20 protein-coding genes are annotated in these 22,345 nt (G+C 36.3%); 4 read left to right on the top strand and 16 right to left on the bottom strand.

The features are described 5' to 3' along the window. Window positions 1–163: 163 nt before the first annotated feature. Window positions 164–835: a transcriptional regulator YeiL gene (yeiL, locus tag ACIQ7L_RS27895; RefSeq protein WP_400573450.1), complete on the bottom strand. Its 672-nt coding sequence runs from the start codon at window positions 833–835 to the stop codon at window positions 164–166. An 81-nt stretch (window positions 836–916) separates the two neighbouring features. Between yeiL and ACIQ7L_RS27890 the strand changes: the two genes are divergently transcribed. Further along, window positions 917–2,089, top strand: a complete 1,173-nt coding sequence (locus tag ACIQ7L_RS27890; protein WP_400573448.1) for an MFS transporter — start codon at window positions 917–919, stop codon at window positions 2,087–2,089. 856 nt (window positions 2,090–2,945) lie between these two features. Here ACIQ7L_RS27890 and gad read toward each other — a convergent pair. The 7 genes from gad to ACIQ7L_RS27855 form a co-directional block, all read right to left on the bottom strand. After that, on the bottom strand, window positions 2,946–4,415 hold the full coding sequence (gad, locus tag ACIQ7L_RS27885; protein WP_400573446.1) for a glutamate decarboxylase: 1,470 nt from the start codon (window positions 4,413–4,415) through the stop codon (window positions 2,946–2,948). Between the two features lie 201 nt (window positions 4,416–4,616). Then, window positions 4,617–5,954, bottom strand: coding sequence for a recombinase family protein (locus tag ACIQ7L_RS27880; protein ID WP_400573444.1), 1,338 nt, complete (start codon window positions 5,952–5,954; stop codon window positions 4,617–4,619). Next, window positions 5,920–6,177, bottom strand: coding sequence for an HGGxSTG domain-containing protein (locus tag ACIQ7L_RS27875; protein ID WP_400573442.1), 258 nt, complete (start codon window positions 6,175–6,177; stop codon window positions 5,920–5,922). The genes ACIQ7L_RS27880 and ACIQ7L_RS27875 overlap by 35 nt, the downstream gene beginning before the upstream one ends. 219 nt (window positions 6,178–6,396) lie before the next feature. Continuing rightward, window positions 6,397–6,567, bottom strand: coding sequence for a hypothetical protein (locus ACIQ7L_RS27870; protein WP_400573440.1), 171 nt, complete (start codon window positions 6,565–6,567; stop codon window positions 6,397–6,399). Then, complete coding sequence (locus ACIQ7L_RS27865; RefSeq protein WP_400573438.1) at window positions 6,567–7,217, bottom strand: HK97 family phage prohead protease; 651 nt, start codon at window positions 7,215–7,217, stop codon at window positions 6,567–6,569. Before ACIQ7L_RS27865 ends, ACIQ7L_RS27870 begins: the two co-directional genes overlap by 1 nt. Beyond that, window positions 7,214–7,408, bottom strand: a complete 195-nt coding sequence (locus ACIQ7L_RS27860) for a hypothetical protein (protein WP_400573437.1) — start codon at window positions 7,406–7,408, stop codon at window positions 7,214–7,216. Before ACIQ7L_RS27860 ends, ACIQ7L_RS27865 begins: the two co-directional genes overlap by 4 nt. Continuing rightward, window positions 7,408–7,935 carry a hypothetical protein gene (locus tag ACIQ7L_RS27855; protein ID WP_400573435.1) on the bottom strand — a complete coding sequence of 176 codons (528 nt, stop codon included), beginning with the start codon at window positions 7,933–7,935 and terminating at the stop codon, window positions 7,408–7,410. Before ACIQ7L_RS27855 ends, ACIQ7L_RS27860 begins: the two co-directional genes overlap by 1 nt. A gap of 337 nt (window positions 7,936–8,272) precedes the next feature. Here ACIQ7L_RS27855 and ACIQ7L_RS27850 point away from each other — a divergent pair, with 337 nt between their 5' ends. After that, window positions 8,273–8,440, top strand: a complete 168-nt coding sequence (locus ACIQ7L_RS27850; protein WP_400573434.1) for a hypothetical protein — start codon at window positions 8,273–8,275, stop codon at window positions 8,438–8,440. A 198-nt stretch (window positions 8,441–8,638) separates the two neighbouring features. Here ACIQ7L_RS27850 and ACIQ7L_RS27845 read toward each other — a convergent pair whose 3' ends face one another. Continuing rightward, window positions 8,639–9,289 carry a replication initiation protein gene (locus ACIQ7L_RS27845; protein WP_400573432.1) on the bottom strand — a complete coding sequence of 217 codons (651 nt, stop codon included), beginning with the start codon at window positions 9,287–9,289 and terminating at the stop codon, window positions 8,639–8,641. Window positions 9,290–9,435: 146 nt separating this feature from the next. On the opposite strand from ACIQ7L_RS27845, the gene ACIQ7L_RS27840 reads away from it, so the two are divergent. Next, a protein-coding gene (locus tag ACIQ7L_RS27840; RefSeq protein ID WP_400573430.1) for an IS3 family transposase occupies window positions 9,436–10,565 on the top strand; the annotation gives its coding sequence in 2 pieces (ribosomal slippage) (window positions 9,436–9,691 and window positions 9,691–10,565; 1,131 coding nt in all). Between the two features lie 503 nt (window positions 10,566–11,068). On the opposite strand, the gene ACIQ7L_RS27835 is transcribed toward ACIQ7L_RS27840, so the two are convergent. The 7 genes from ACIQ7L_RS27835 to ACIQ7L_RS27805 all read right to left on the bottom strand — a co-directional run bounded on the left by ACIQ7L_RS27835 (window position 11,069) and on the right by ACIQ7L_RS27805 (window position 21,120). Further along, window positions 11,069–11,518 (bottom strand): hypothetical protein, encoded by a 450-nt coding sequence (locus ACIQ7L_RS27835; protein ID WP_400573428.1) that lies wholly within the window; start codon window positions 11,516–11,518, stop codon window positions 11,069–11,071. Between the two features lie 322 nt (window positions 11,519–11,840). Then, complete coding sequence (locus tag ACIQ7L_RS27830; protein ID WP_400573427.1) at window positions 11,841–12,965, bottom strand: TIGR02391 family protein; 1,125 nt, start codon at window positions 12,963–12,965, stop codon at window positions 11,841–11,843. Between the two features lie 545 nt (window positions 12,966–13,510). Further along, window positions 13,511–13,714 carry a hypothetical protein gene (locus ACIQ7L_RS27825; RefSeq protein WP_400573425.1) on the bottom strand — a complete coding sequence of 68 codons (204 nt, stop codon included), beginning with the start codon at window positions 13,712–13,714 and terminating at the stop codon, window positions 13,511–13,513. Between the two features lie 101 nt (window positions 13,715–13,815). After that, a complete protein-coding gene (locus ACIQ7L_RS27820; protein WP_400573423.1) occupies window positions 13,816–14,736 on the bottom strand; it encodes a hypothetical protein in 921 nt (306 codons plus the stop codon). Window positions 14,737–15,403: 667 nt separating this feature from the next. Further along, window positions 15,404–16,642: a serine/threonine transporter SstT gene (sstT, locus tag ACIQ7L_RS27815; RefSeq protein WP_400573421.1), complete on the bottom strand. Its 1,239-nt coding sequence runs from the start codon at window positions 16,640–16,642 to the stop codon at window positions 15,404–15,406. 782 nt (window positions 16,643–17,424) lie between these two features. Continuing rightward, on the bottom strand, window positions 17,425–19,023 hold the full coding sequence (locus ACIQ7L_RS27810; protein WP_400573419.1) for an amidohydrolase: 1,599 nt from the start codon (window positions 19,021–19,023) through the stop codon (window positions 17,425–17,427). Window positions 19,024–19,617: 594 nt separating this feature from the next. Then, window positions 19,618–21,120: a malate:quinone oxidoreductase gene (locus ACIQ7L_RS27805; RefSeq protein WP_400573417.1), complete on the bottom strand. Its 1,503-nt coding sequence runs from the start codon at window positions 21,118–21,120 to the stop codon at window positions 19,618–19,620. Window positions 21,121–21,832: 712 nt separating this feature from the next. On the opposite strand from ACIQ7L_RS27805, the gene ACIQ7L_RS27800 reads away from it, so the two are divergent. After that, window positions 21,833–22,099 (top strand): SunI/YnzG family protein, encoded by a 267-nt coding sequence (locus ACIQ7L_RS27800; RefSeq protein ID WP_400573415.1) that lies wholly within the window; start codon window positions 21,833–21,835, stop codon window positions 22,097–22,099. The last annotated feature ends 246 nt before the right edge of the window (window positions 22,100–22,345 follow it).

Here is a 22,345-nt window from a genome sequence, read left to right as displayed (position 1 = left end):
GCTACGCCAAACCGAAATTCATCTCCCACCTACCGTTGGGCTACGCCCTTCACACGCTTGAGGAAGGAGAATTCTTTCGGGGAATTCGTTAAATTAAGGTTTTTATCGGAGTAAACTTCTGTTCTTCTATTTTGGTATACCACTATTTATGAATCGCAGTTAGTTATTTATTTCTCAACATCTCAGCAAGCTCATATAGCGGGTTGTGCTGCTGAATGCGATAGTGACGTCCTTCCTTTTGCAAATACCCTTTGTCGCAAAATTGTGCAAGCACATGCAATAAATGTCGATAGGAGACGCCTAAAAAATCACAAACAGTTACGTGTTTCTCCTTATAGACCTCTTCATCCGAGGTTTGCAAAATAAAATCCGCAAGCCGGTTTTCAAGCGGGAAGGCGAGACTATACGAATACTTTGCAGCCATTTGTGTTGCTTTTACACTTAAAAACTTGGTTAGTTCACGTAGAAATTTTGCATCTTCTAACATTTGTGCGCGACAGCGATGAAAAGGAAGCGCAAAGCAAATGGTCTTAGTGGAGGTTTGGATCCCTTTTGTATAGTACACCTCATTTAATAATTCCATTTCCCCAATATACTCATTCGCATTGATAAAATTAATTAAGGAAACTTTCCCATTTTGATGCGTTACATAAATTTTTGCTTTTCCTTCAATGACATAAAATAAAAAATCCGGTCGCATGCCTTCTTGAATAATCCATTCATCGCGTTTATATTCGTGCACTTCTATAAACTCTTCAATCGGAAAAGAAAATAAATGCGCAATGGAGTACTCATTCAAATATCTTTTCCTTTTCTCATTTTTATAAATTTCCATAATCCACCTCGAAAATGTGAGATATCTCATATTATTGTACGTATCTCCATGTTATCATGCAAACAATGAGGGGGATACAGAATGAACACACAACGCTGGATGAGCAGACAGTTTTTTAGTTTTTATATGACATGGGGCATTTTTCTACCCTATTGGACAGGATGGATGATTCATACAAAAGGGCTTACGCTTTCACAAGCTAGTTTGATTATGAGCTTAGGTTTGGTTGCAAGAGGCCTTTCTACATTAATTGCTTTTCCTTATTTATCGAGGAAATTTAGTAGTAAAACCTTATTAAATGGAATGGCAATCGGCACACTAATTGCTATTCTGTTTTGTATTCCAGCGAGTTCCTTTGTTAGCTTACTTGTGGTAACGTTACTTTTGAATTTTATTTACCCAGCACTGATGCCTGCTTTAGATAGCGCAGCTGGCGTACTTGCGCAAAGTAATCAATTAAGACATTATGGGAAGAGCCGCTCGTGGGGATCCATTGGGTTTGTCGTGGCAGGTATGATCTTAACCATCTTTACAGGGGCGTTTGGGGATGAAGTGATTTTATGGGCACTGTTACTCGGCACATTGGTATTCGTGTGTCTTGGTTTTATGCGTGCACCCGCTGTTTTATCTAAAAAACCGCAAGCGGATCAAACAAAAAAAGGCGGTATGCTGGAATTATTTCGCATCAAACACTTTGGTTTGGTGCTCGTTATTGTGATTTTACTGCAAGCGGCACACGCTTCTTATTACAGCTATGGCTATATTTTTTTACAAGATATTCATGCACCCAAATATTTAATTGGGGTAATTATTAACATTGCCGTGATCGCAGAAATCATTTTCTTCTTAATCGCAGATCAGAGCTTTCGTAAATTTTCAGTAGGCTCCTTACTGACACTAGCGGCACTTGGTTCATCCGTACGTTGGATATTAGTATTTGCCTTTCCAAATGTTATTGTTTTCTGTATCGCGCAAACATTGCATGCATGCTCATTTGCAATGGGGCATTATGCCTTTATGAAATATTTAATCAAAAATATTCCACATGCGCAGATTCCAAAAGCACAAGGCATGTATGCAGCACTGGCACTTAGCTGGAGTACTGCGGTGTTCACGATGTTCGGCGGTTATTTATACGAAATCGAGCCAAGATACGCCTTTATCGGGATGATTGTTTGTACCATACCGTCGATGCTGCTTGCACTTGTTTATCGAAATTTGGAACATAAAAAGAAAACAGCAGTTTTTATTTAGTCTGTTTATTTAAGACTATACGAAGCGAAATCGATCTTATATGCCGCACAAATCTTCGGATATTCAAGCAGCGGCATATTTTCGTTTTTCCTAACGCTTAAGATCATCGTAGAGCATTAGATCATACTGGGTTATTATAAAGCAGGCTTGTCCATTTTGGACAAGCCTATTAATTTACCATCAATTTTATTCCGCATTAACGTGCAGTAAGATGCAGAGAGAAGCGAAGAAGATAGGTGGGGGATAACTGCACGTAAAAGCCCGATTGGTTCAACTAACCATCAGTGGGGATGAACCCCCCCCCACTGATGGAAGTTTCACTTTATTTAATGCATCCTTTCCTACATAAATCCTAGATCTCTTTTTCATTACTAAAAAACGCATACCAGGACGCAACCCCATTTACTTATGGTACGGCTCACCGTGACGTATCTAAATGAGGTTCTCTTGGATCACCCTACCCCCTCTCACTTCCTTTAAATATGAAGTCTTGTCCTTAATTGAGTAACCAGCGATAGTAAAATAAGCGCAGATTTTTCGGTTAGATGCAGAATAGAGCTCGTTCCGGGGTTTATAAGGGGAGGTTTTCCGATTATGCAAAGCAAAATTACCCATTTTCATATTTTTCGAGTCAATAGGCGGAATCTCTCCGTCTATTTATCAGATCGGGTGCTTAACCTGTTCCCCCAACCGATAAGAGATATAAACTTTTCTTCTGTATAAAGCATATCCTTATTGGTCGACTTAATCTCCATAAAAAGTCCATCCAATAAATTTCTTAATGGATGGATTCATCTAAGATAGTTAATTTCACCGGTGGTTAGCTCAACTTAATGACTATAGAATCTGTCTCCACTTAGTGATGAAACCTATTATCACATTTCGTATCATGTGGCATAGGCCCGTTCAGGGAATCCAGAAAGGCAACGGCCTGTTTGAGGTTCATCAAAAATAAATGCGCGAGATCCATGGAAAATCCATTTCGAACCACCACGCGCATAATCGTCACCGCTTCCATATCTGGAGGCAATGGATAGGCGGGTACTTGCCAGCCGAACACACGCAATTGTCGAGATAAATCATAAAGATTCCAGTTTAATGTGTAACCATCTTTCAGTCGCCAAGCGAAAACCGGAATATCCGAACCATCGGACAAAAGTTCGAACGGTTCCATCTTCTGAATCGCCTTACTAAGAAAAAGAGCGACTTTCTGAGAAGCCCTTTGGACATCATAGTACCCACTTTTCCCCAAACGCAGGTAATTGTAATATTGCAGGAGCACTTGTGCGCCAGGACGAGAGAAATTCAGGGCAAAAGTCGGCATGTTCCCGCCCAAATAGGAGACGCGGAAGATTAGATCCTCAGGGAGATCTTCAGCTTCCCGCCAAATTATCCAACCCAACCCAGGGTAGACTAATCCATATTTATGTCCGGATACATTGATGGACTTCACCCTCGGTAATTGAAAATCCCAGACTAAATCTGGTTGAAGAAACGGTGCTATAAATCCCCCCGAAGCCGCATCCACATGCATGGGAATGTCGAGGCCCGTCCTCTCCTGTAAATCGTCCAACGCTTTCGCAATGGCGGCAACCGGTTCGTAAAGCCCGGTATAAGTCTCACCGAGAATCGGTACCACACCAATCGTATTTTCATCCACGGCAGCGAGGACCCCCTGAGGATCCAATTGGGGATGCTCTGGGCTAACCTTCACATAGCGTGGTTCAACCTCCCAATAGTTCGCGAATTTTTCCCAAACGACCTGAACAGCAGAACTAAACACAATATTGGGCCGATCCACCGGCTTCCCTTCGCTTTTGCGTGCGTTTTGCCAGCGTCTCTTTAACGCAAGCCCCCCGAGCATACATGCTTCCGACGATCCAGTTGTTGAAACGCCCATAGTCGTAATGGGGGTGGGCGAATGCCAGAGGTTGGCTAAAATGCGGACACACCGCTCCTCAATTTCAGCTGTCTGTGGATATTCATCCTTGTCAATCATGTTCTTGTCGAATGATTTGGCATATAAGTGCTCTGCGGCAGGTTCCATCCATGTGCTAACGAATGTTGCAAGATTCAAGCGGGCATTGCCATCAAGAGCAATTTCATCATGGACGATTTGATACGCTGTTTCTGGTAACATGCCTTTATCAGGCATGTGAAAGCGCGGAACGACCGATTCTCCTTCGCGGGTAAACAGAGGATTTACAGAAAATTCGTGAGGCAGCTCCATTTGCACGTGACGCGGTAGATATTGTGGATTATCTGACATGATCTCTTTTCCTTCGTATGCATCGTTTTGAACTTCTGCTTTTCGATCCTGTGGCATACAAGTCCCCCTTAATTAATTGTTTAACAAACATATTATTTACAAAAAAGCATTTGTTAAACCAAGGGGACAATTCTAATAAAAGGTGCTGCCACCATTCGAATTAAAGGAGTATATTAACGTAAGCCATTCAAATAACAAAACAGCACCTCTCCAGCAAATTAGAGGGTGCTGTTGTTTTTTCGCTAAAACCTCATTTACTTATGATACGGTTCTGCGCACTTTATTAGATGGTAAAACACTATCAGGTAAAAACCAGAAGGTTATTTCTTTTATATCCTTCCGGTTCTCTTCCATTTGAATTTCTCTAATTAAAGACCTTATAAGTAATTTTTTTTCTTCATCATTTACCATCTTAAAAAACTTATTAAAATTTTTAAGAGCATGTATTACTTCTTCTTTGTTTATCATAGAGTCATTTCTTGTAATTTCGCTCTCGGATTCTCTAATATTTCTTTTTAATTTATTAATTTCTAGTTGTAGTTCATTCATTAAACGATTATACGTACTACCTTCTATATTTCCCTCAAAGTAATCATTATCCAATTTTTTACGTTTATCATATGCTTTGCCAAGTTGTTTTTTAAACATTTTTATATCTGCTACATGTACCTCATTAACTTTATTATTATCACTATTCAATTCATCTATTAATGCGTTTACAATATCATTTTCATTCACTAAAAGTGATATTACATTTAATACTTGCTGTTCAACTTGGTCTTTTTTTATTACATTTGCGCTACATACACTTGATCCCTTATTATGATACGCTTGACACATGTAATATAGATAGTAATCATCACTATTTCTCTTTTTTGTTTTACTCATGACAGTACCAGCCCCGCATTTGGGACATTTTAATATTCCAGTTAAAAGAAAGTTTCCATTAAAATTTCTATTAGAAGAAAATGAATTCTTTTGAAGTTCATTGACCTTTTGTACCCTTGCCCATAAATCTTCGTCTATAATAGCATCATGTACACCTTCTACAATTATAGGTTCTGCCTTTCCTGCTCTCCTCTTTATATTCCAGTCTTTATGTTTTTTCCATACCATCTCACCAATATATATATGATTATTAACAATCACTTTAATTGCTGTGATACTGAAGTTTCTACCTTTTTTAGTTTTAATCTCCCTGTTATTTAAAGTATTAGCTATAAATTTATATCCCTGTCCCTCTGCTCTAAGTTGAAATATTTCTCTAACAATTTTACTCTCATTTTCATTAATAATTAGCTTTTTATCCACTGAATCATATCCTAAAATTAAGCCACCATTCCAATAACCCTTCTCAGCTCTTTTTTGCATTCCTGCTTTTACACGATCTATAATAGTCGCTCTTTCGTACCGTGCAAACGTACTAAGTAAGGATATAAACATATGTCCTGTCGGTGAAGATGAATCCATATCAATAGAAGTAATAATTAAACTCTTGTTTCTTGGCATTAACTCAGTATCTATCAGTGACATAACATCAGTATTATTACGAGATAGGCGGTCAACTTTCCATGCAATCAGTAGACATATTGTCATAAAGAGACTTTTCATCTTCTAATAGTGTGTCATAGTAAATACTTTCATGTTCGCCTGTTTTAAGAGCATTCTTATTACCTCGTAAACTTGCACTATGCTTTGCTTTGTCCTTTGGTCCTGTGCTTTTACCTCCATGTAGACGACATCGTCCATTCTTCCCTATACCTACTTTTTGGCATGGCGTTCCTTTGCGAGTCATAGCTCCGCACACCTGCTTTTCCATCTTCGCACCTCCCAAACCGTAATACATGGAGTATCGTTTTTGAAAATAAGGTGGAGCCATTTGCTCCACCCTTTTTATCTCCCAGTCTAGTTCTCTAATCTAGCTATCTAAGTATGCTAGTTCCTCACCAATGTTTTTAACGTATATTCGATTCTTGCTGAATCCTCGTAAATACTTTGTATAGTTCTTGCATCGTCTGTCGTATGTCCTCGCTATGTCTTATTTGTCTTCACCAGGCTTCGTCATTTGTTTTCGTTGTAATGAACGATGTTTATAAAACTCTTCCTCTAACCCTTTGTCTCTTATAAATGCGTAGAATTCCAATAATGCAACTCCTTGGCTTTGTGCAACATCTAGTACCTCTTTAAAGTATTCTTTTTCAGTACTCATTATTTGTTTCCCCCTCTAATCGAATTGTTTACCGCTGCCTTAATAACTCCCTTTACTTCTTCTTCTGTTGCATATATTTCTATATAGTTATATTTAACGATATTTGTAGAGTCATCATCCTCTATTTCGATATAAAGTTCATCTTCATTTAGTTCAAAATACTTAGCTACTCCTTTACCAATACATCCTAATGACTTAGCTTGTTGCAATGCCATCGGATTGCTTGGTACTGGCACCGCCGATAACTCTAGTAACTCCTGTCTAGTAAACTTGGTTCCTCCAGTTGGCAATGCTTCTCCTTCTTTACCGATAAATCCAACTGATGTAGCATTCATAAAACCCTTTTTATAAAGTTCGTATACCGTATCAGCTAATGGATGTATTCCCTTCTCTGGAAACTCAATATCAAATATTAACTTGTCCGCTTGTCTAAATACATTTATTGCTCTACCAATTGGCGGTATCGAGTAATCATGAGTCCATAAAAATACTGGATTCTTTTTATAATTATCTAGTTCCCACCCACTTGCTAAAATCACATCACCGTCTCGGTCTGCATGTTCACATGAACCAATGAACCGTAACTTGCGTTCTTGCTCGCTGCCTATCTGTTTTACTGTAAAATCAATCGTTTTATTATGCTTACTCATATATTTTCCCTCTCCTCTTGTCCTTTATAAAAACGTTGCTGTCGTTGCTTTGCCTTATCCTTATTTCGCTCTCTATATAATTTGTTACATTGTCTTTCTTTTGCTCTATATTCAGGGTCTAACCGACGCTTACGCTTGTAGTTCCTCTGATACTTCCGTCTATTTTCAAGTTCAAGAGTCACTTCATCCATTAATTATCCCCCTCTAACTCAACAAGGCGTTGCTGTAATCCACTTATTTCATCTTCAAATTCTTTTATTTCTTGCTGTTTAGCTAGTAATCCATGTATCTCAATTAATCCAACTCGTGCATTTAAACAAGCTTCAGTATCTTCAGGAATTAACGCATAAAAATCCTGTACATCCTCTGACAAATAGTACCTTTTCTTCAGTTCATTTAACTCTTTCGTATGGTACTCTTGACTATTCATAAGTTTTTTTATGCTACGTTTAATTTGTGTTGCTCCTGCTAACAATTCATCCATTTTATTCGCCGCTAATATTCTTTCGTTATCTAATTTTTTACCTACTGTATCACGTAAGTAATAATATTTACCCTCACAATCACTAGCCTTGCTTGGCTCCCCTATTTCTAAATATTCATTTCGTTTTTTCCAACAATCTCGATACTTTTGAGCATTATCATCAATTTTATCTTGTACCTCTCGTAATTCATGTTCTACCTGTTCAATAGCACTTAATTTGTTTGCCTTTGCCATATTTATTTCCCCCCTAAAAATAGTTATATAAACAAAAAAGCCTTACTTCCCCTAGTACAAGAGAAATAAGGCTTATAAGTTGTTTTAAGTTGGCTATGCCGATTAGTGGCAATAGTATAACACCTGCTTATAAAAAAGTGTACACGTTTATACACTTTTTATAAAACTTGCTCCGCCCACTAAACAGTTATAGTTCTAGTAAAAATTTAAATAATAATCTTATCAAACTCAAAAAATATAAAAAATGAGCATTAGGACTTAAAACGAGAACGATAAATGAATATAATGCACAAATATAAAAGTCTCGATGTTTATGCTTAATAAGGAGGAATTTATCATGATGACATACTTACCCGCGATAACATTTATTTTTATGCTAACAAACTATTTATTCCCAAAACTTTTCCCTAAAGTCGGTAAATGGCTCTCAAAAAATAAAATAGCTACCTGCCTTGGTGCAATTAATATATTGTTAATTGTATTTATTGCATACAAGCTATTATAAGTTAATTAAACACCATTAAAAAGGAGCATATCACTTTCGATATGCTCTTTCTTAGTCATTAATCCAGTTCCCCCCATACAAACTAACCTAAAATCCGCACAATATCTTATTTTATAGTCGTTTTTCCTCTAGTAAAATCGTACACTATACATAATCATTACAATCTATTTAAATTTCATTAATGTAAGAGCACGTTCATTATGCTACTCCAAGTATAATTGAACACGGCTCTTGTATTAACATTTCCCAATTTATCCTTGCCAACTCGTCGAAGTCCACTCGATACTGGTTGGTAAGGTTCTTTTTTACTTCTCTTCTCACATATTGTGTATATGTCTCTTTTCCATCTCGTAAGTTAATTACTCTTTCCACTTGTTTCTTTTTTAAAGCTTCCCAATCTGTTACCACTGCCGCAAAATAATATTCATTCTGCTTCGGTGGATATTTTACTATATCGTTCAATAGTATTTTCTCACTGATTTTATACACAATCTCTATCCTACTTAAATCGTTTATTATATACTCTTTTTTCTTTTCAGCTAATTCTAGTCTCTTATCATAAATCCTACAGTACCCATCCCGTTTTCTCTGGTCACGTCTTCCAAAGTACCGAGTTGTTTTACAATGGCTCATTTTCCGCCTTATATCTGCGGGTATTACAACTATATCTTCTAGCCCTTTTGGTATATCGTAAGCTACATCACAACTTACAAATTCTATTCGACTTGCTTTCTCTGTTATCATCCCTAATATTTCTTGAAAATGTGCATAATACTCTGGCCTTGTCTCTATCCTTAGAGTATGCAAGTACCCTTCCGTTTCTCTAAGGTTTTTGTAATACAAGTACATATATGCACCACCACATTTCTCTATGTGTATTTCATGCCCATATGAACATGTATATGTCTTTTTCTTTACTGGATAGGCTACACTGAACTAGACAAAAAAATTAAGGTCAAGTAGACTACAACTAATATATTTGAGGAGAATCTACTATGACGAAAAATAAAAGAGAAAGAAGAACTTTTACAGCGGAATTTAAGCACCAAATGGTTCAACTGTATCAAAATGGTAAACCAAGGAAAGACATTATTAAGGAATATGGATTAACACCATCATCATTAGATCGGTGGATCAATCAAAATCATACATCTGGCTCGTTTAAAGAGAAAGATAATAAGACCGCTGAACAACTAGAATTGGAAGCGTTGAGAAAACAAAACAAACAGCTTCTTATGGAAAATGATATTTTAAAGCAAGCGGCGCTGATACTAGGACGAAAGTAAAAGTAGTGAAGAATAACCTACATAAATACTCGATATCAGCAATGTGCAATGTCCTACAATTAGCAAGAGCGACGTATTATTATGAGGCAAAACAAGCACAAGATACAGGAGATGAATTGTCACCACTCGTGAAAGAAATCTTCCGAGAGAGCCGTCAGAACTATGGAACACGAAAGATAAAAGTAGAACTAAAAAAGTTAGGATATGTGATTTCACGTCGCCGTATTGGACGAATCATGAAGAACCAAGGTTTAATATTGAACTATACGGTTGCACAGTTTAAGCCGAAGAGAGTTAGCTGTAATGAAGAAAGCTTTTCAAACGAACTCAATCGTCAGTTCAACCAACAAGAAGAGCTAGCTGTAGTCGTAAGTGATTTAACATACGTCCGCGTGAACAAAAAGTGGAATTACGTATGTTTATTAGTTGATCTCTTTAATCGAGAAATCATAGGACATAGTGCAGGCCAAAAGAAAGATGCCGAGCTTGTTTCACAAGCTTTCGCAGCGGTGAAAACAAACCTGACTCGGATTTCCTTATTTCATACAGATCGAGGAAACGAGTTCAAAAACAAGCTAATTCAGGACACGTTAGAGACCTTCAAAATCAAGCGTTCATTAAGTGCGAAAGGCTGCCCATACGATAATGCGGTAGCGGAAGCAACCTATAAAATCTTTAAAACAGAGTTCGTTCGTGATCGTCACTTCGCAAGTTTAGAAGAATTGACCTTAGAATTGAACGACTACGTAAACTGGTTTAATAATGTTAGAATCCATGGAACGCTAGGTTATTTGAGCCCTGTTCAGTATAGACAGGAACACCTTAAAAAAATTGTCTAGTTTCGTGTTGACATACCATACCTTATACTTCTGCGATACAATCATATACAAATGTAAAAATACCGAATGTGGAATATCTTTATACTCCGTGACAAACTTGTCAATTGTCACCTGTACTCCTAGCATATAATCATCCCTTCTATCACTTTTACGCTCTTTTTTATAAAAATTTAACACTTATTGCACTTATTAATTATAGTGTTTTCGAAACTATTAACCTCAAAATGCAAAAAAGCACCTATCGTCTGTAATAGACAACCAAGTGCTTTAAGTTAGTAATTTTTTTAAATTTTATAAACGTCTTCAAGTTTTTAAAAGTGCATGTTTCCTATGCTGATAGTATGACAGTTTTTGTATTTCTTAACAAGTATTACATTTAAACCTACGAGCTTGTACGATATCGTAGGTTTAATCTACCTGCCATGTATTTGTACTCGCTACCCACTTAAATGTCATTATGATACATTCTCATACTTGTATACAAGCACTCGAGTTTCTTCTTTTTAAAGCATCATTGACATAGTTTTTTCAAAACGATATCGTTCCAACTCTGGTAAATTCTTTTCCGAAATATTTATTCCCCACTCTGGCTCAGTCTTTAGTCCTTCATAATCGCGGCTTACGAAAACACCATTCGGTTTCTCCCATACTGTTGACGGTATAAGGTAAAAGTCAGGTTCTTTTCCTTCATTAAATAACACCCACACAACAAGCAAATCATCTCTTAGTGAGATTGTACTTTTCTCAAAGTACACATAATCCAATTTCATAAGCGTCCTAACTTTAATATCATAGTAATTATCGTCTTTTTTTATTTTAAAACCCAAACCTTTACCAAATACTTTGGATGTACAAATATCAAAGCCATAATATCTAAATTTCAATTTTGCAAGTTCTTCGCCGTGGCGTCCTTTTTGCAGATTGTCCAATTCTCTTAAGTTATATTGAGACATTCTATTAGCCCTCCTAAAATTATATATTTAACCTATATAATTTTACGTTTACTAAAAGAGGGCCTTCTTGCAATTATAATCTTTTTAGCTTTTATCAAATAATTTTACATATGCAGGATTTATGGTTAATACAATTTGCTTACTTCAATTATTAACTTTTACCAACACTTGTAATACGATTTCACCTTATCCTATCTAGGAAGAAATTAATTTTTGAACATAAAACATTTGTTTATATTTAACATCACGCCCCATAATACATTACGGGGCATTTTCACATGAGCAATCACTTATCTATAACCAATAATAATAATCTTCGATATTAAAACGGCAAATCACGATAAACTATATCTGGATAATTCTTTAATTCTTCCTCAAATACATTCCACCACGGATGGCTTTCTTCAAACATTATCTGTGAATTTAATTTATTTATTATTTTTTCATCATTATTATTGAATCCTGTTGCAATATAATCTTTTAACCAAAAATTTATATCATCACGATTTACCTCACAGATTTTACTCCAATAGAAATTTTCTATATAAGCTACCTCTTCAGTATCACCAGATTTTATTTTACGCAACAACATATACATCCAATCTCCGAAATCTTCGAAGTTAACTAAATGTCCCGCATTTATCCAAGTCCCAAGAGAACCAAGTCTACACTCTTGAGTCGAAGAATCATATTTCCCCTTCTCTGCACTTTGATATAATATTTCTTCTATCCTAATCTTTACTGCTTTATCTAGTCGGCTCCAATATTTTGATGGCACTATATGTAATATTGTAGCTATATCATCATGCTCACTAGTATACTTTAACTCTTCACTAATTACTTTATATACACGTAATATGTCGGTTTCCTCTAACTTATCGAAAAGGGAGTTCATAAAATATGATAACTTATAACTATCTCCATCCCTCCGAGCTAAAATAATAGATATGGCAATATCAACTCTCTGGCGTTTTGGAATCTCCTTTACTAATAAATCAGAGTATTCCTTCGTTTTCACGTAATATTCATCGAATACTCTTTGTAAAAATGTGGATTTTTCAAAACTAGTTTTTGATTTATCAATAGTCTTTAATAAATAACTAATAAAATATATTATTGAATCTGCTTCCTCTTTTGAATCATTATACCTTTCATGGCTTCTTGGGTTCCTAATTGTGGTATATAGACCTCTTAGTAACTCTTGCATCCCTTTTTGTATATTTTTTTCTGATTCTGTTTGCAATTTATTTAATTGTAATTTGGGACTTTCACCACCAAAAGCTTGTCCTATTAAGCCTGAGCCATCACCTTCTAAACCAGTCTTATTTCTAATAGTGTCTGTTAATAAATGCATAGCATCTAAAATAGCAGTAGAATAGCTTTCATTTTCATAGTTCTTCTCTATAGCTCTCCACAATTCTTGTTCAATATTGACCTTTAAATCCATCAACTAGCTACCCCTTTCTCTACAGTACAAACATATTTTTCGTGAAATCATTGTATCACTCTGAAATAGTATTCAAACTTATGCTACTGTTTTTATTTTAACATTTATCATTTACCAATGCTTACCTATCCTAATCCTTTTTTATGACAGCATTTATATAAAATTTAACACTTATTACACTTATTAATTATAGTATTTTCGAAACTTTTAACCGCAAAATACAAAAAAAGCACTTATCGGCTGTAATAGACAATGAAGTGCTTTAAGTTAGTAATTTTATAAGTTTCTTCAAGTTTTTGTAAGCATATATCTTATGCCGACAGTATGACCTTTCGTATTTCTTGACAAACATTACATTTAAACCTACGAGCTTCTACGAGTTCGTTAGTTTGTTGCCATTCCCTATTATAGTTGCCACCTAGTAAAATGGCTTCTCGCCTAATGTCTTGTTTCTCGTCCACTATAGTAACTTACGATGGTACAGCCATTATGTATCCTTTATCAACATGTATCCTTTATCAACATGTATACTTTTTCAACTTCTTTTAAAACATATTTGATAAAATAGCTTCAAAACGATATTGCTCTAGCTCTGGTAAATTCTTTTTAGATAAATTTATTCCCCACTCCGGCTTACTCGTCTGTCCCTCTTTTTCATAATCACGACTAAAGAAGATGCCATTTGGGTTCTCCCATACTGTTGACGGTATAAGATAAAAGTCATGCTCTTTTCCTTCATTGAGTAACACTCATACAACAAATAAACTTAGATATAAAGGTTTCCTAATTGATACTGTCCGCTGATTCCAATATTTAATTATTTACCATCATCTTAGATGCATTTCTCCATTTAAAACTTAAGAATATAACTTATATCTTCTTCAAATTCTAATGTTTGTAAGTTATGTATTATCATATATTGTAAGCAGAAAATTACTGCGGAAATTCCGAACGAGTTGTTTAAAATTAATTTATCATCCAAATTAGCAACTTCCTTTATTGCATCATAAATTAATGTAGGCCTATATAAGTTTAAATTACCATGAGCTATCTTTGACCTCAGCTCATAAAATCTATTAACATACTTTTTAATTTCTTCTCTCGAAAAATGTTCTTTTAGTAATTCATATAATTTACCCGTCATTTGAGATTTAGAAAAGGATTGATTTTCAACTAATAATGATTCTAAAGCCATTGAGAGCCAAAGTGATGATAATACTCCTGAATCATAGTAAATATACCTTACATAATTTAAAAATCTTCCAATTTTTGTAGAAGGGACTTCTAACCAAAACTCCTGTTGTTTTTTTAACCATTCCCAAACTACAATAAAGTCTAATGTTTCATATATATTATCAAATTGTTCTTCGGTGTCTTCTAACGCATAGGGACTAAATAAAGAATTATAATAAAGCGTAGGTATCTCTCTTTCGTTTGAGTATAAAGAAATGTTTGTAAAATCTATACAATTAGGTTTAGCAATTTGCAAAGAAATAAATATGTCATGCAGCCTAACTCTAAATTCCTGCTCATATAATTTAGTTTCAACAATCTCTCGAGTAAATATTTCATCAAAATCTTTTTCTTCAAGGTTGCTTTGATTTAAAGGTATATTGCATTTAATTATTATAAAATTATCTTTAACAAAAAACTCAAATAGCTGGTCTTCTATAATCCCCATAGGTACATATACCTTTGTTTTGTGTAATTGATTTCTTATCCATTTGAAATCCCCTCGAATTTTAATTAATGCATTTAAACATAGATTCAATTTACTCTCACTCCCCTTTAAATGCCCTTTTTTATAGTTATTTATATAATATACTATTAACATTTTGATTAAATCAACGATCTAGTTTAATCTCGTAATTTTATTCTCTCTTCCCCGTATTTGCTTCTATAACAGTATAATACCATTATGCCTTATTCTCGTGCTTATATGATATACATACGTCATCAAACTAACCTTCAAATAAATTTAGGTATCTTGGCTTCTTAATTGATACAGCTTGCTCACTTCAACAATTAATTCTACTTTACTGTTTACCATCACTTGTAATACGGTTCACCGCATCACAAACTAACAATATCGTAGTTATATCCAATCTCCTTCTGATTAAACACCTAACTCTTTGATCATATTGCCGTGTAAAAATCTCATCAATTTAATTTTAAAAGCAACATTTTTGCTGATTAATCCTAAATCCATAGCATACTCAAGGAAGTTCTGCTTTTATAGCTATGAATAAAGGTTTCTTTAACTACGACTCGAATTTTCAGCATAAAAAGACAGGAGCTTATTGCTCACTGTCTTTTATTTATGAACTATATATTTAGTTGTAATACATACATTGAACATTACTAATCCATAGCCGAACATGTTACTGACGTTCTATGCTTCTAAACAATCATATTTGCACCAGAACCAGATTTCTTCTTTATGATGCTTTGTCGATATTTATTTTTTTCCCTTTTTTACGCCACTCTTTAAATTCAGCTGTTGCTGTGAAAAGTACGTCTGTGGATGAGTTAAGTGCCGTTTCACAAGAGTCTTGTACAACACCTATGATAAAGCCTACTCCAACTACCTGCATAGCAACATCAGATGAAATTCCAAATAAACTACATGCTAGAGGAATCAGCAATAAAGATCCACCGGCAACCCCTGAAGCACCACAAGCGCATATAGCTGACAATACGCTGAGAATGATTGCTGTAGGGAAGTCTACTTGAATACCAAGCGTATGAACCGCTGCAAGTGTCAAAACAGAAATCGTAACAGCGGCACCACCCATATTGATCGTTGCACCTAATGGAATGGATACTGAATAACTATCCTTATTTAAACCTAGATTTTCACATAATCTCATATTTACAGGAATATTCGCAGCTGAACTACGTGTAAAGAATGCTGTAATACCACTTTCCTTTAAGCACTTAAAAACAAGCGGGAACGGATTTTGACGTATAAATGCGAACACAATGATTGGATTGACAACCAACGCCACAAAGACCATACAACCAAGCAAAATCGCAAGTAATTTTCCATAGCTTAGTAGTGCCCCGATTCCATTTGTAGTAATAGATTCCACTACTAGACCCATGATTCCTAATGGAGCAAACTTAATAATCCATGTAACTATTTTAGATACAACATCTGAAAAATCAGAAATCATTGTTTTTGTCGTATCAGAGGCATTTCGTAAAGCCAAACCAATAAGTACCGCCCAAGCTAATATACCGATATAGTTCGCATTAGAAATCGCTTTAACTGGGTTATCAACAATGTTCAGCAGTAATGCTTTGAGAACCTCTACAACACCGCCAGGAGCAGTCACACCTTCAGCCCCCTTTGCAAGTGTTAAGCTTACAGGAAAAATAAAACTTACAACAACGGCAGCTAATCCAGCTAAAAAGGTTCCTAAAAGGTATAGGAAGATAATGGATTTCATATTCGTTCGTTGACCACTCTTGTGTTGAGCGATGGCCGACATAACTAAGAAAAGTACTAACACAGGCGCAATTGCTTTCAAAGCACCTACAAATAAAGTACCTAAAATTACAACAGGTTTTGCTGCTTCTGGAATTGTCAAAGATAGAATAATACCAATAATCAAACCTACAATAATTTGTTTTACTAGACTCACTTGATTCCACTTTTTCAGTATACTGTTCATAGATATTCCCCCTTTAGTTTCAGATAAAATTACAACATTGCTACTATAGAGCTATTCATTTCTCACAACCCTACGATAAAGTGAAACTTTAATCAGTGGGGTTTTCTTCATCCCCCACTGATTATTAGTTGAACTAATCGGGCTTTTACGGGCAGTTTATCTCCCACCTTACTTCTTTGCTTTCGCTGAATTTTGAGGTGGGAGTATTACTGCCCGTTAATGCGGGATAAAATTAAGCCTATTACAAATAGCTTCGATTGAATAATAAATGATTTTTATTAAATATGTACCAACCCCTGTCCTAGAGCTTGGCTTTTTCTTTTCTTCTTCGATGCTCTTTCAGCATCTCTCCAAGGATTCATCTAATAAAAACCATTTAGATCGCCATTTTTATCACATTCCACTCCATAAAGACAACTATCTTTCTACTAAGTAGTATTATAACGGATTATTTTCATATATCACAATATTATTCACTTTATTTTTCAAAAAATTTTAATTTTCGAAACAAATAAACCGTAAGAAAGACTAAACAAGACATATTACACGTTTTATTTACAACATTCACTCATGTAAAAGAAACGAAAGGAAGATGGCCTGGTACTTTACGTCAATACCGCGAAAACTTTCATTATTTTAAAAAGTTATACCGCATGATTCATCTCCTCTGAATACGGAAATAATCCGAAGCTAACCTCCTCTCCGTTACTTAAGCAAAAAAGTACCACCTATTAAGATGATACTTTTCATGATAAAGTTATGCCCTATCCGATTAAGGAAGTTTAATGCTGAAATACAATTTCACCGTCTAGCATGGTCAGTTCAACCTGTATGTCCTTGATTTGTTCGTGAGGAACGTTTAGAATCGGTTTATCCAAAACAACCAAGTCTGCAAGTTTCCCCACTTCGATGCTGCCTTTCACCTTTTCCTCAAAACTTGCGTACGCACCGTTCCAAGTAAATAGTTTAATTGCTTCCAAAACGCTAACACGCTGATTAGCTCCGACTTCCTGTCCCGATGAACTCAAGCGGTTAACAGCGACGTGAATACCATGAAGTGGATTTGGCATGATAACCGGACTATCAGAAGCAGCTGCCGCAATGATACCAGCATCAATATAATCGCGAAGGGGATACATATGATTTACCCGTTCACCATAGTCTTTTATATACCCTTCCCCAAATTCATAGAAGAACCCAGGATTAGGAATAGGAACCACTCCAAGTTTTTTCATGCGGATAAGTAAATCCGGCATTGTCAACCCCGCATGTTCAATTCGATGCCGGTGATTTGACCGCGGATGTTTTTCCAGCGCACGTTCCATGCAAGTAAGCAACATATCAATCGCTCGATCTCCCTGTGCATGTGCCGTAATTTGAAATCCTTTTTCGTGTGCTTCTCCCAATATCTCCTCCAATTTCTCCTGACTATAGTAGAGAATTCCGCAATCATTTGGATTACTTGTGTAGGGTTCCCTCGTTGCAATTGTTGGACCGGTGCTGGCACCGTCCGTAAATACCTTTGCAGGACCGATTCGAAACCACTCGTTACCCACCCCTGACAACATACCGGCATCTATCATTTTCTTAATGTAATTTTCAGGATGGTTCAGTTCACAAATCATGGCATAAATCCGTGTCTTCACAGCCCCGGAAGCAACCGCTTTCTGCATTGCCCTAAAGACGGAAGCACCGTATGAACCGGCATCATGAATACTCGTTATTCCTAATTTAACAAACTCATTGCTAGCTAGAGCAAGTCCTTTAATCAGTTCTTCTTCGGAAAATTGCGCAAGTGCAAACATACTCATATGAGCGGTTTCGTACAGCAGTCCGTTAAGATCACCGTTTTCATCCCGTCCGATGATTCCTCCCTCCGGATCGGGAGTATTTTTAGACAAACCAGCCAATTCAAGTGCCTTGCTGTTTACTACGGAAATGTGACCGCAAGTACGTCCAATGATAACTGGATGCTCCCTGGAAATCTCGTCAAGCTCCCATCTCGTTGGAAAACGCTTTTCTTCAATTGTATTCTCGTTAAATCCCCATGACCGGATCCACTCCCCTTTAGGCGTCCGCTCCGCCGCTGCTTTCCCCTTTTCCAGAAGATCATGCAAGGATGTCAAATGCATCTCTTTGAAATCAATACCGAGCTTATTCGTTCCAATAACCGCCATATGTAAATGAGAATCAATGAAACCAGGCAGTAAACTCTTTCCTTCCAAATTTATGACATGAGTATTATCATGAATGTAATTTTTTATTTCCTCGTTTGTACCAACCGCAATAATTCGGTTCCCCTTGACCGCAACCGCTTCTAAAATTCTATTTTTCTCATCGGCTGTAATTACTTCACCGTTTAAAAATACACGATCTGCCATTTCAAATCCCCCTTAAATCGTTATTTTTGTCTCTGCTTTCTGAACAAACCACATTCTAAGTACAAAGCGAGTTACTTTGTCTACGAACGAGACACCTCCCAACATGCGGATAAAGTGAAACTTCCATCAGTGGGGGTTTTCTTCATCCCCCACTGATGGTTAAACCAATCGGGCTTTTACGGGCAAGTTATCCCCCACTATCTTCTTCGCTTCTCTCTGAGTCTTGAGGCGGGGGTCTTACTGCCCGTTAATGCGGGATAAGTGTCAGCATTCCTAATACATGAGTTTTTTCAACTTCATAGCCCCTCTTCATGAATCAATTTGCTCTACTTCTGACATTTGTTAGTTACCGATACGATTCAAAGGTTTCTTCTCTCGTTTCTTCAAAAACGCAAGATTGATTCCACAAATTTTGATCAAAAACACTTCACAAACCACCATCTTACTATGAATAAAAGGAATCCATTTTGAAAAAAGAACCTTCAATCCAAAGATAGATCGAAGGTTCTATGTTTTATTTTCAATGATATTCTATTGATGAAACATGTTGCTTAAACTTTTTCATTAAGTACCTTTATTTCTACATCCAAAGAATTAACTATAAGCCAGTTCTTTTTCGCTTAGACCAAGCGTCTCCGCTGTTGAAGTATGAATTTCTTGGAATAGCTCTGGGTTATCAACTAGTGAAACACCATAAGAAGGAATCATTTCTTTTATTTTCGTTTCCCACTCTTGCATATGTTGTGGGAAGCATTTTTCTAATACCACAAGCATAACATGAACGGCAGTAGAAGCACCTGGAGAAGCGCCGAGCAATGCAGCTATCGAGCCATCAGAGGCACTAACAACTTCCGTACCAAATTGAAGTGTTCCTTTACCGCCGGCATCAGTATCTTTGATAACTTGCACACGTTGGCCCGCTACCACTATATCCCAATCCTCGCCTTTAGCGTTCGGGATAAACTCGCGTAATTCTTCCACGCGCTTTTCATTCGATAACATAACTTGCTGGATCAAGTATTTTGTCAATGACATCTCTTTTACGCCTGCTGCCAACATAGTGAAAACATTATTCGGTTTTACAGAACCTATCAAATCAAAATTCGAACCAGTTTTTAAGAACTTTGGTGAGAAGCCGGCAAACGGTCCAAACAGCAATGTTTTTTTGTTGTCGATATATCTTGTATCAAGATGCGGAACAGACATTGGAGGAGCACCAACCTTAGCTTTACCGTATACTTTTGCATGATGCTGCTCTATAACTTCCGGATTGTTACATACCATAAATAGGCCGCTTACCGGGAACCCTCCAATATGTTTTGACTCAGGAATACCAGTTTTTTGTAGTAAAGGCAGACTTCCGCCCCCACCGCCGATAAAGACGAATTTTGCAGTATGGTATTCGATTTTACCGCCATCGATATCATGCACTTTCACTTCCCACAAGCCGTCGCTAGTACGTTTAATATCCTGAACACTATGCTTGTAGTTTATCTCGACGTTTTTACTCTGTAAGTGGTCAAACAATATGCGTGTTAAAGCACCAAAGTTGACATCCGTTCCAGAGTCGATTTTTGTAGCTGCTATCGGGTCATCCGATGTGCGGCCTTCCATGATAAGCGGAAGCCATTCTTTCAGTTTTTCAGGGTCATCGGAAAATTCCATCCCTTGAAAAAGAGGATTGTTTGACAGCGCTTTAAAACGTTTTTTCAAAAATGTTACATTTTTTTCCCCTTGTACCATACTCATATGAGGTATTGGCATAATAAAGTCCTGCGGATTATGAATCAGATTACTGTTTACAAGATAAGACCAAAACTGTCTTGAAAGCTGAAACTGTTCATTAATTTTTATAGCTTTGCTAATATCTATAGATCCGTCAGATTTTTCGGATGTATAGTTCAGTTCGCACAGTGCAGAATGGCCCGTACCCGCATTATTCCATTCGTTAGAGCTTTCTTCTCCTGCGTTTGCAAGTTTCTCAAACACTTTGATTTCCCATTCAGGTGCCAACTCTTTCAATAATGATCCCAAAGTCGCGCTCATGACTCCGGCACCAATTAAGATAACGTCTGTTTTTTGCTGCATGTTGCTCATGATAATCTCTCCATCCCCTATATTGGCAAAAAAGAGTAGACGCTTCTGCTTAAATGTCACAAAAAGCAAGGCGCCGCCTAGGCCCCACCTAGGAATACATCTTTTCTGTCTCAATTATAACCATCTCATATTCTATTATAAGTATTTATAGGGTAAAATATCTAGTATTATCTGATAATTATAAACTGTTTAAGGCTAATAAAAAAGTGAGAAGTCCATCTGTAAGGCCCTAGGAGCACAAAAAACCAAGGCCTTAATCCCCGGATTAAGGCCTTGGTTTGCCGTTACCAGTGAACCGACACCCTATAATTCCCGCCATTACTTGTAGTATAGTTCTCCTAATTTTAAGCGAACTTATTTTTTTAATAAAATTACATTTGTTGATTAATATAATTTCATGAATGTCTGGAATAACAGTTAGATTATATAAGTACAAATTGAAAAATCGACATAAAACCTTTTTTTTTAGATGGGAGAGAGCATCCGGCCATGCATAGAAGCGGTCAGATCCTTTTCCTGCCCCATGCCAAGTGAAAACAAAGAGAGCAAACGAGTGCAGATCACTTTTTGTTCTTTATAGCCGTGACTTATATGCTGGAAAATCAAAATGGATTTATATAGGTAAAAAAACAATAAAACAACGCCCATTTTTACCAAAAAGTGATATTATCTAATTATAATGATTTATTAATTTTATAGGTGGTGAATGGTCATGTTAGGAATAAACGTAGAAAAATCAAATGAGAACATTGTAATCAAATACCAGTTAGCTAAGGTGGAAATTCCTATCTCAAATATTATTGAGGTAACTTTAGATGATACATATGCTGGAACAGATGAGGGAGCTATAAGAATTGGTCCTCCCTATGGAACTACTGATAGAGTTTTAATTAAAACAAAAACAAATAACTACATCTTATTCACGACTAATTATACCTTTATTATGAATAAAATTAATTCAGCTATTGCAGGAAACTAAATAAACAACGATTGTTTTAATCGTATAAAGTAGAATTTTCATTACACTAATGGATATCTATATATACATCCATTAAAAAAACGACACCCCCCTCTTTTTAGATGGGAAAGAGCATCTGGCCATACATAGAAGCGGTCAGTGCCTTTTTCTACCACATGCGAAGTAAAAACAGAAAGAGCAAACGAGTAAAATGTACCCTATAGAATAGACACTTAAAAAAAGTCTGTTCTATAGGGTATTTCTTGT

Source organism: Bacillus sp. NPDC094106 (genome assembly GCF_044764345.1).
In the GTDB taxonomy this organism is placed as follows: domain Bacteria; phylum Bacillota; class Bacilli; order Bacillales; family Bacillaceae_G; genus Bacillus_A.
The sequence above is the reverse complement of the archived record's forward strand: the minus strand, read 5'-3'. Positions and strand labels throughout refer to the sequence as shown.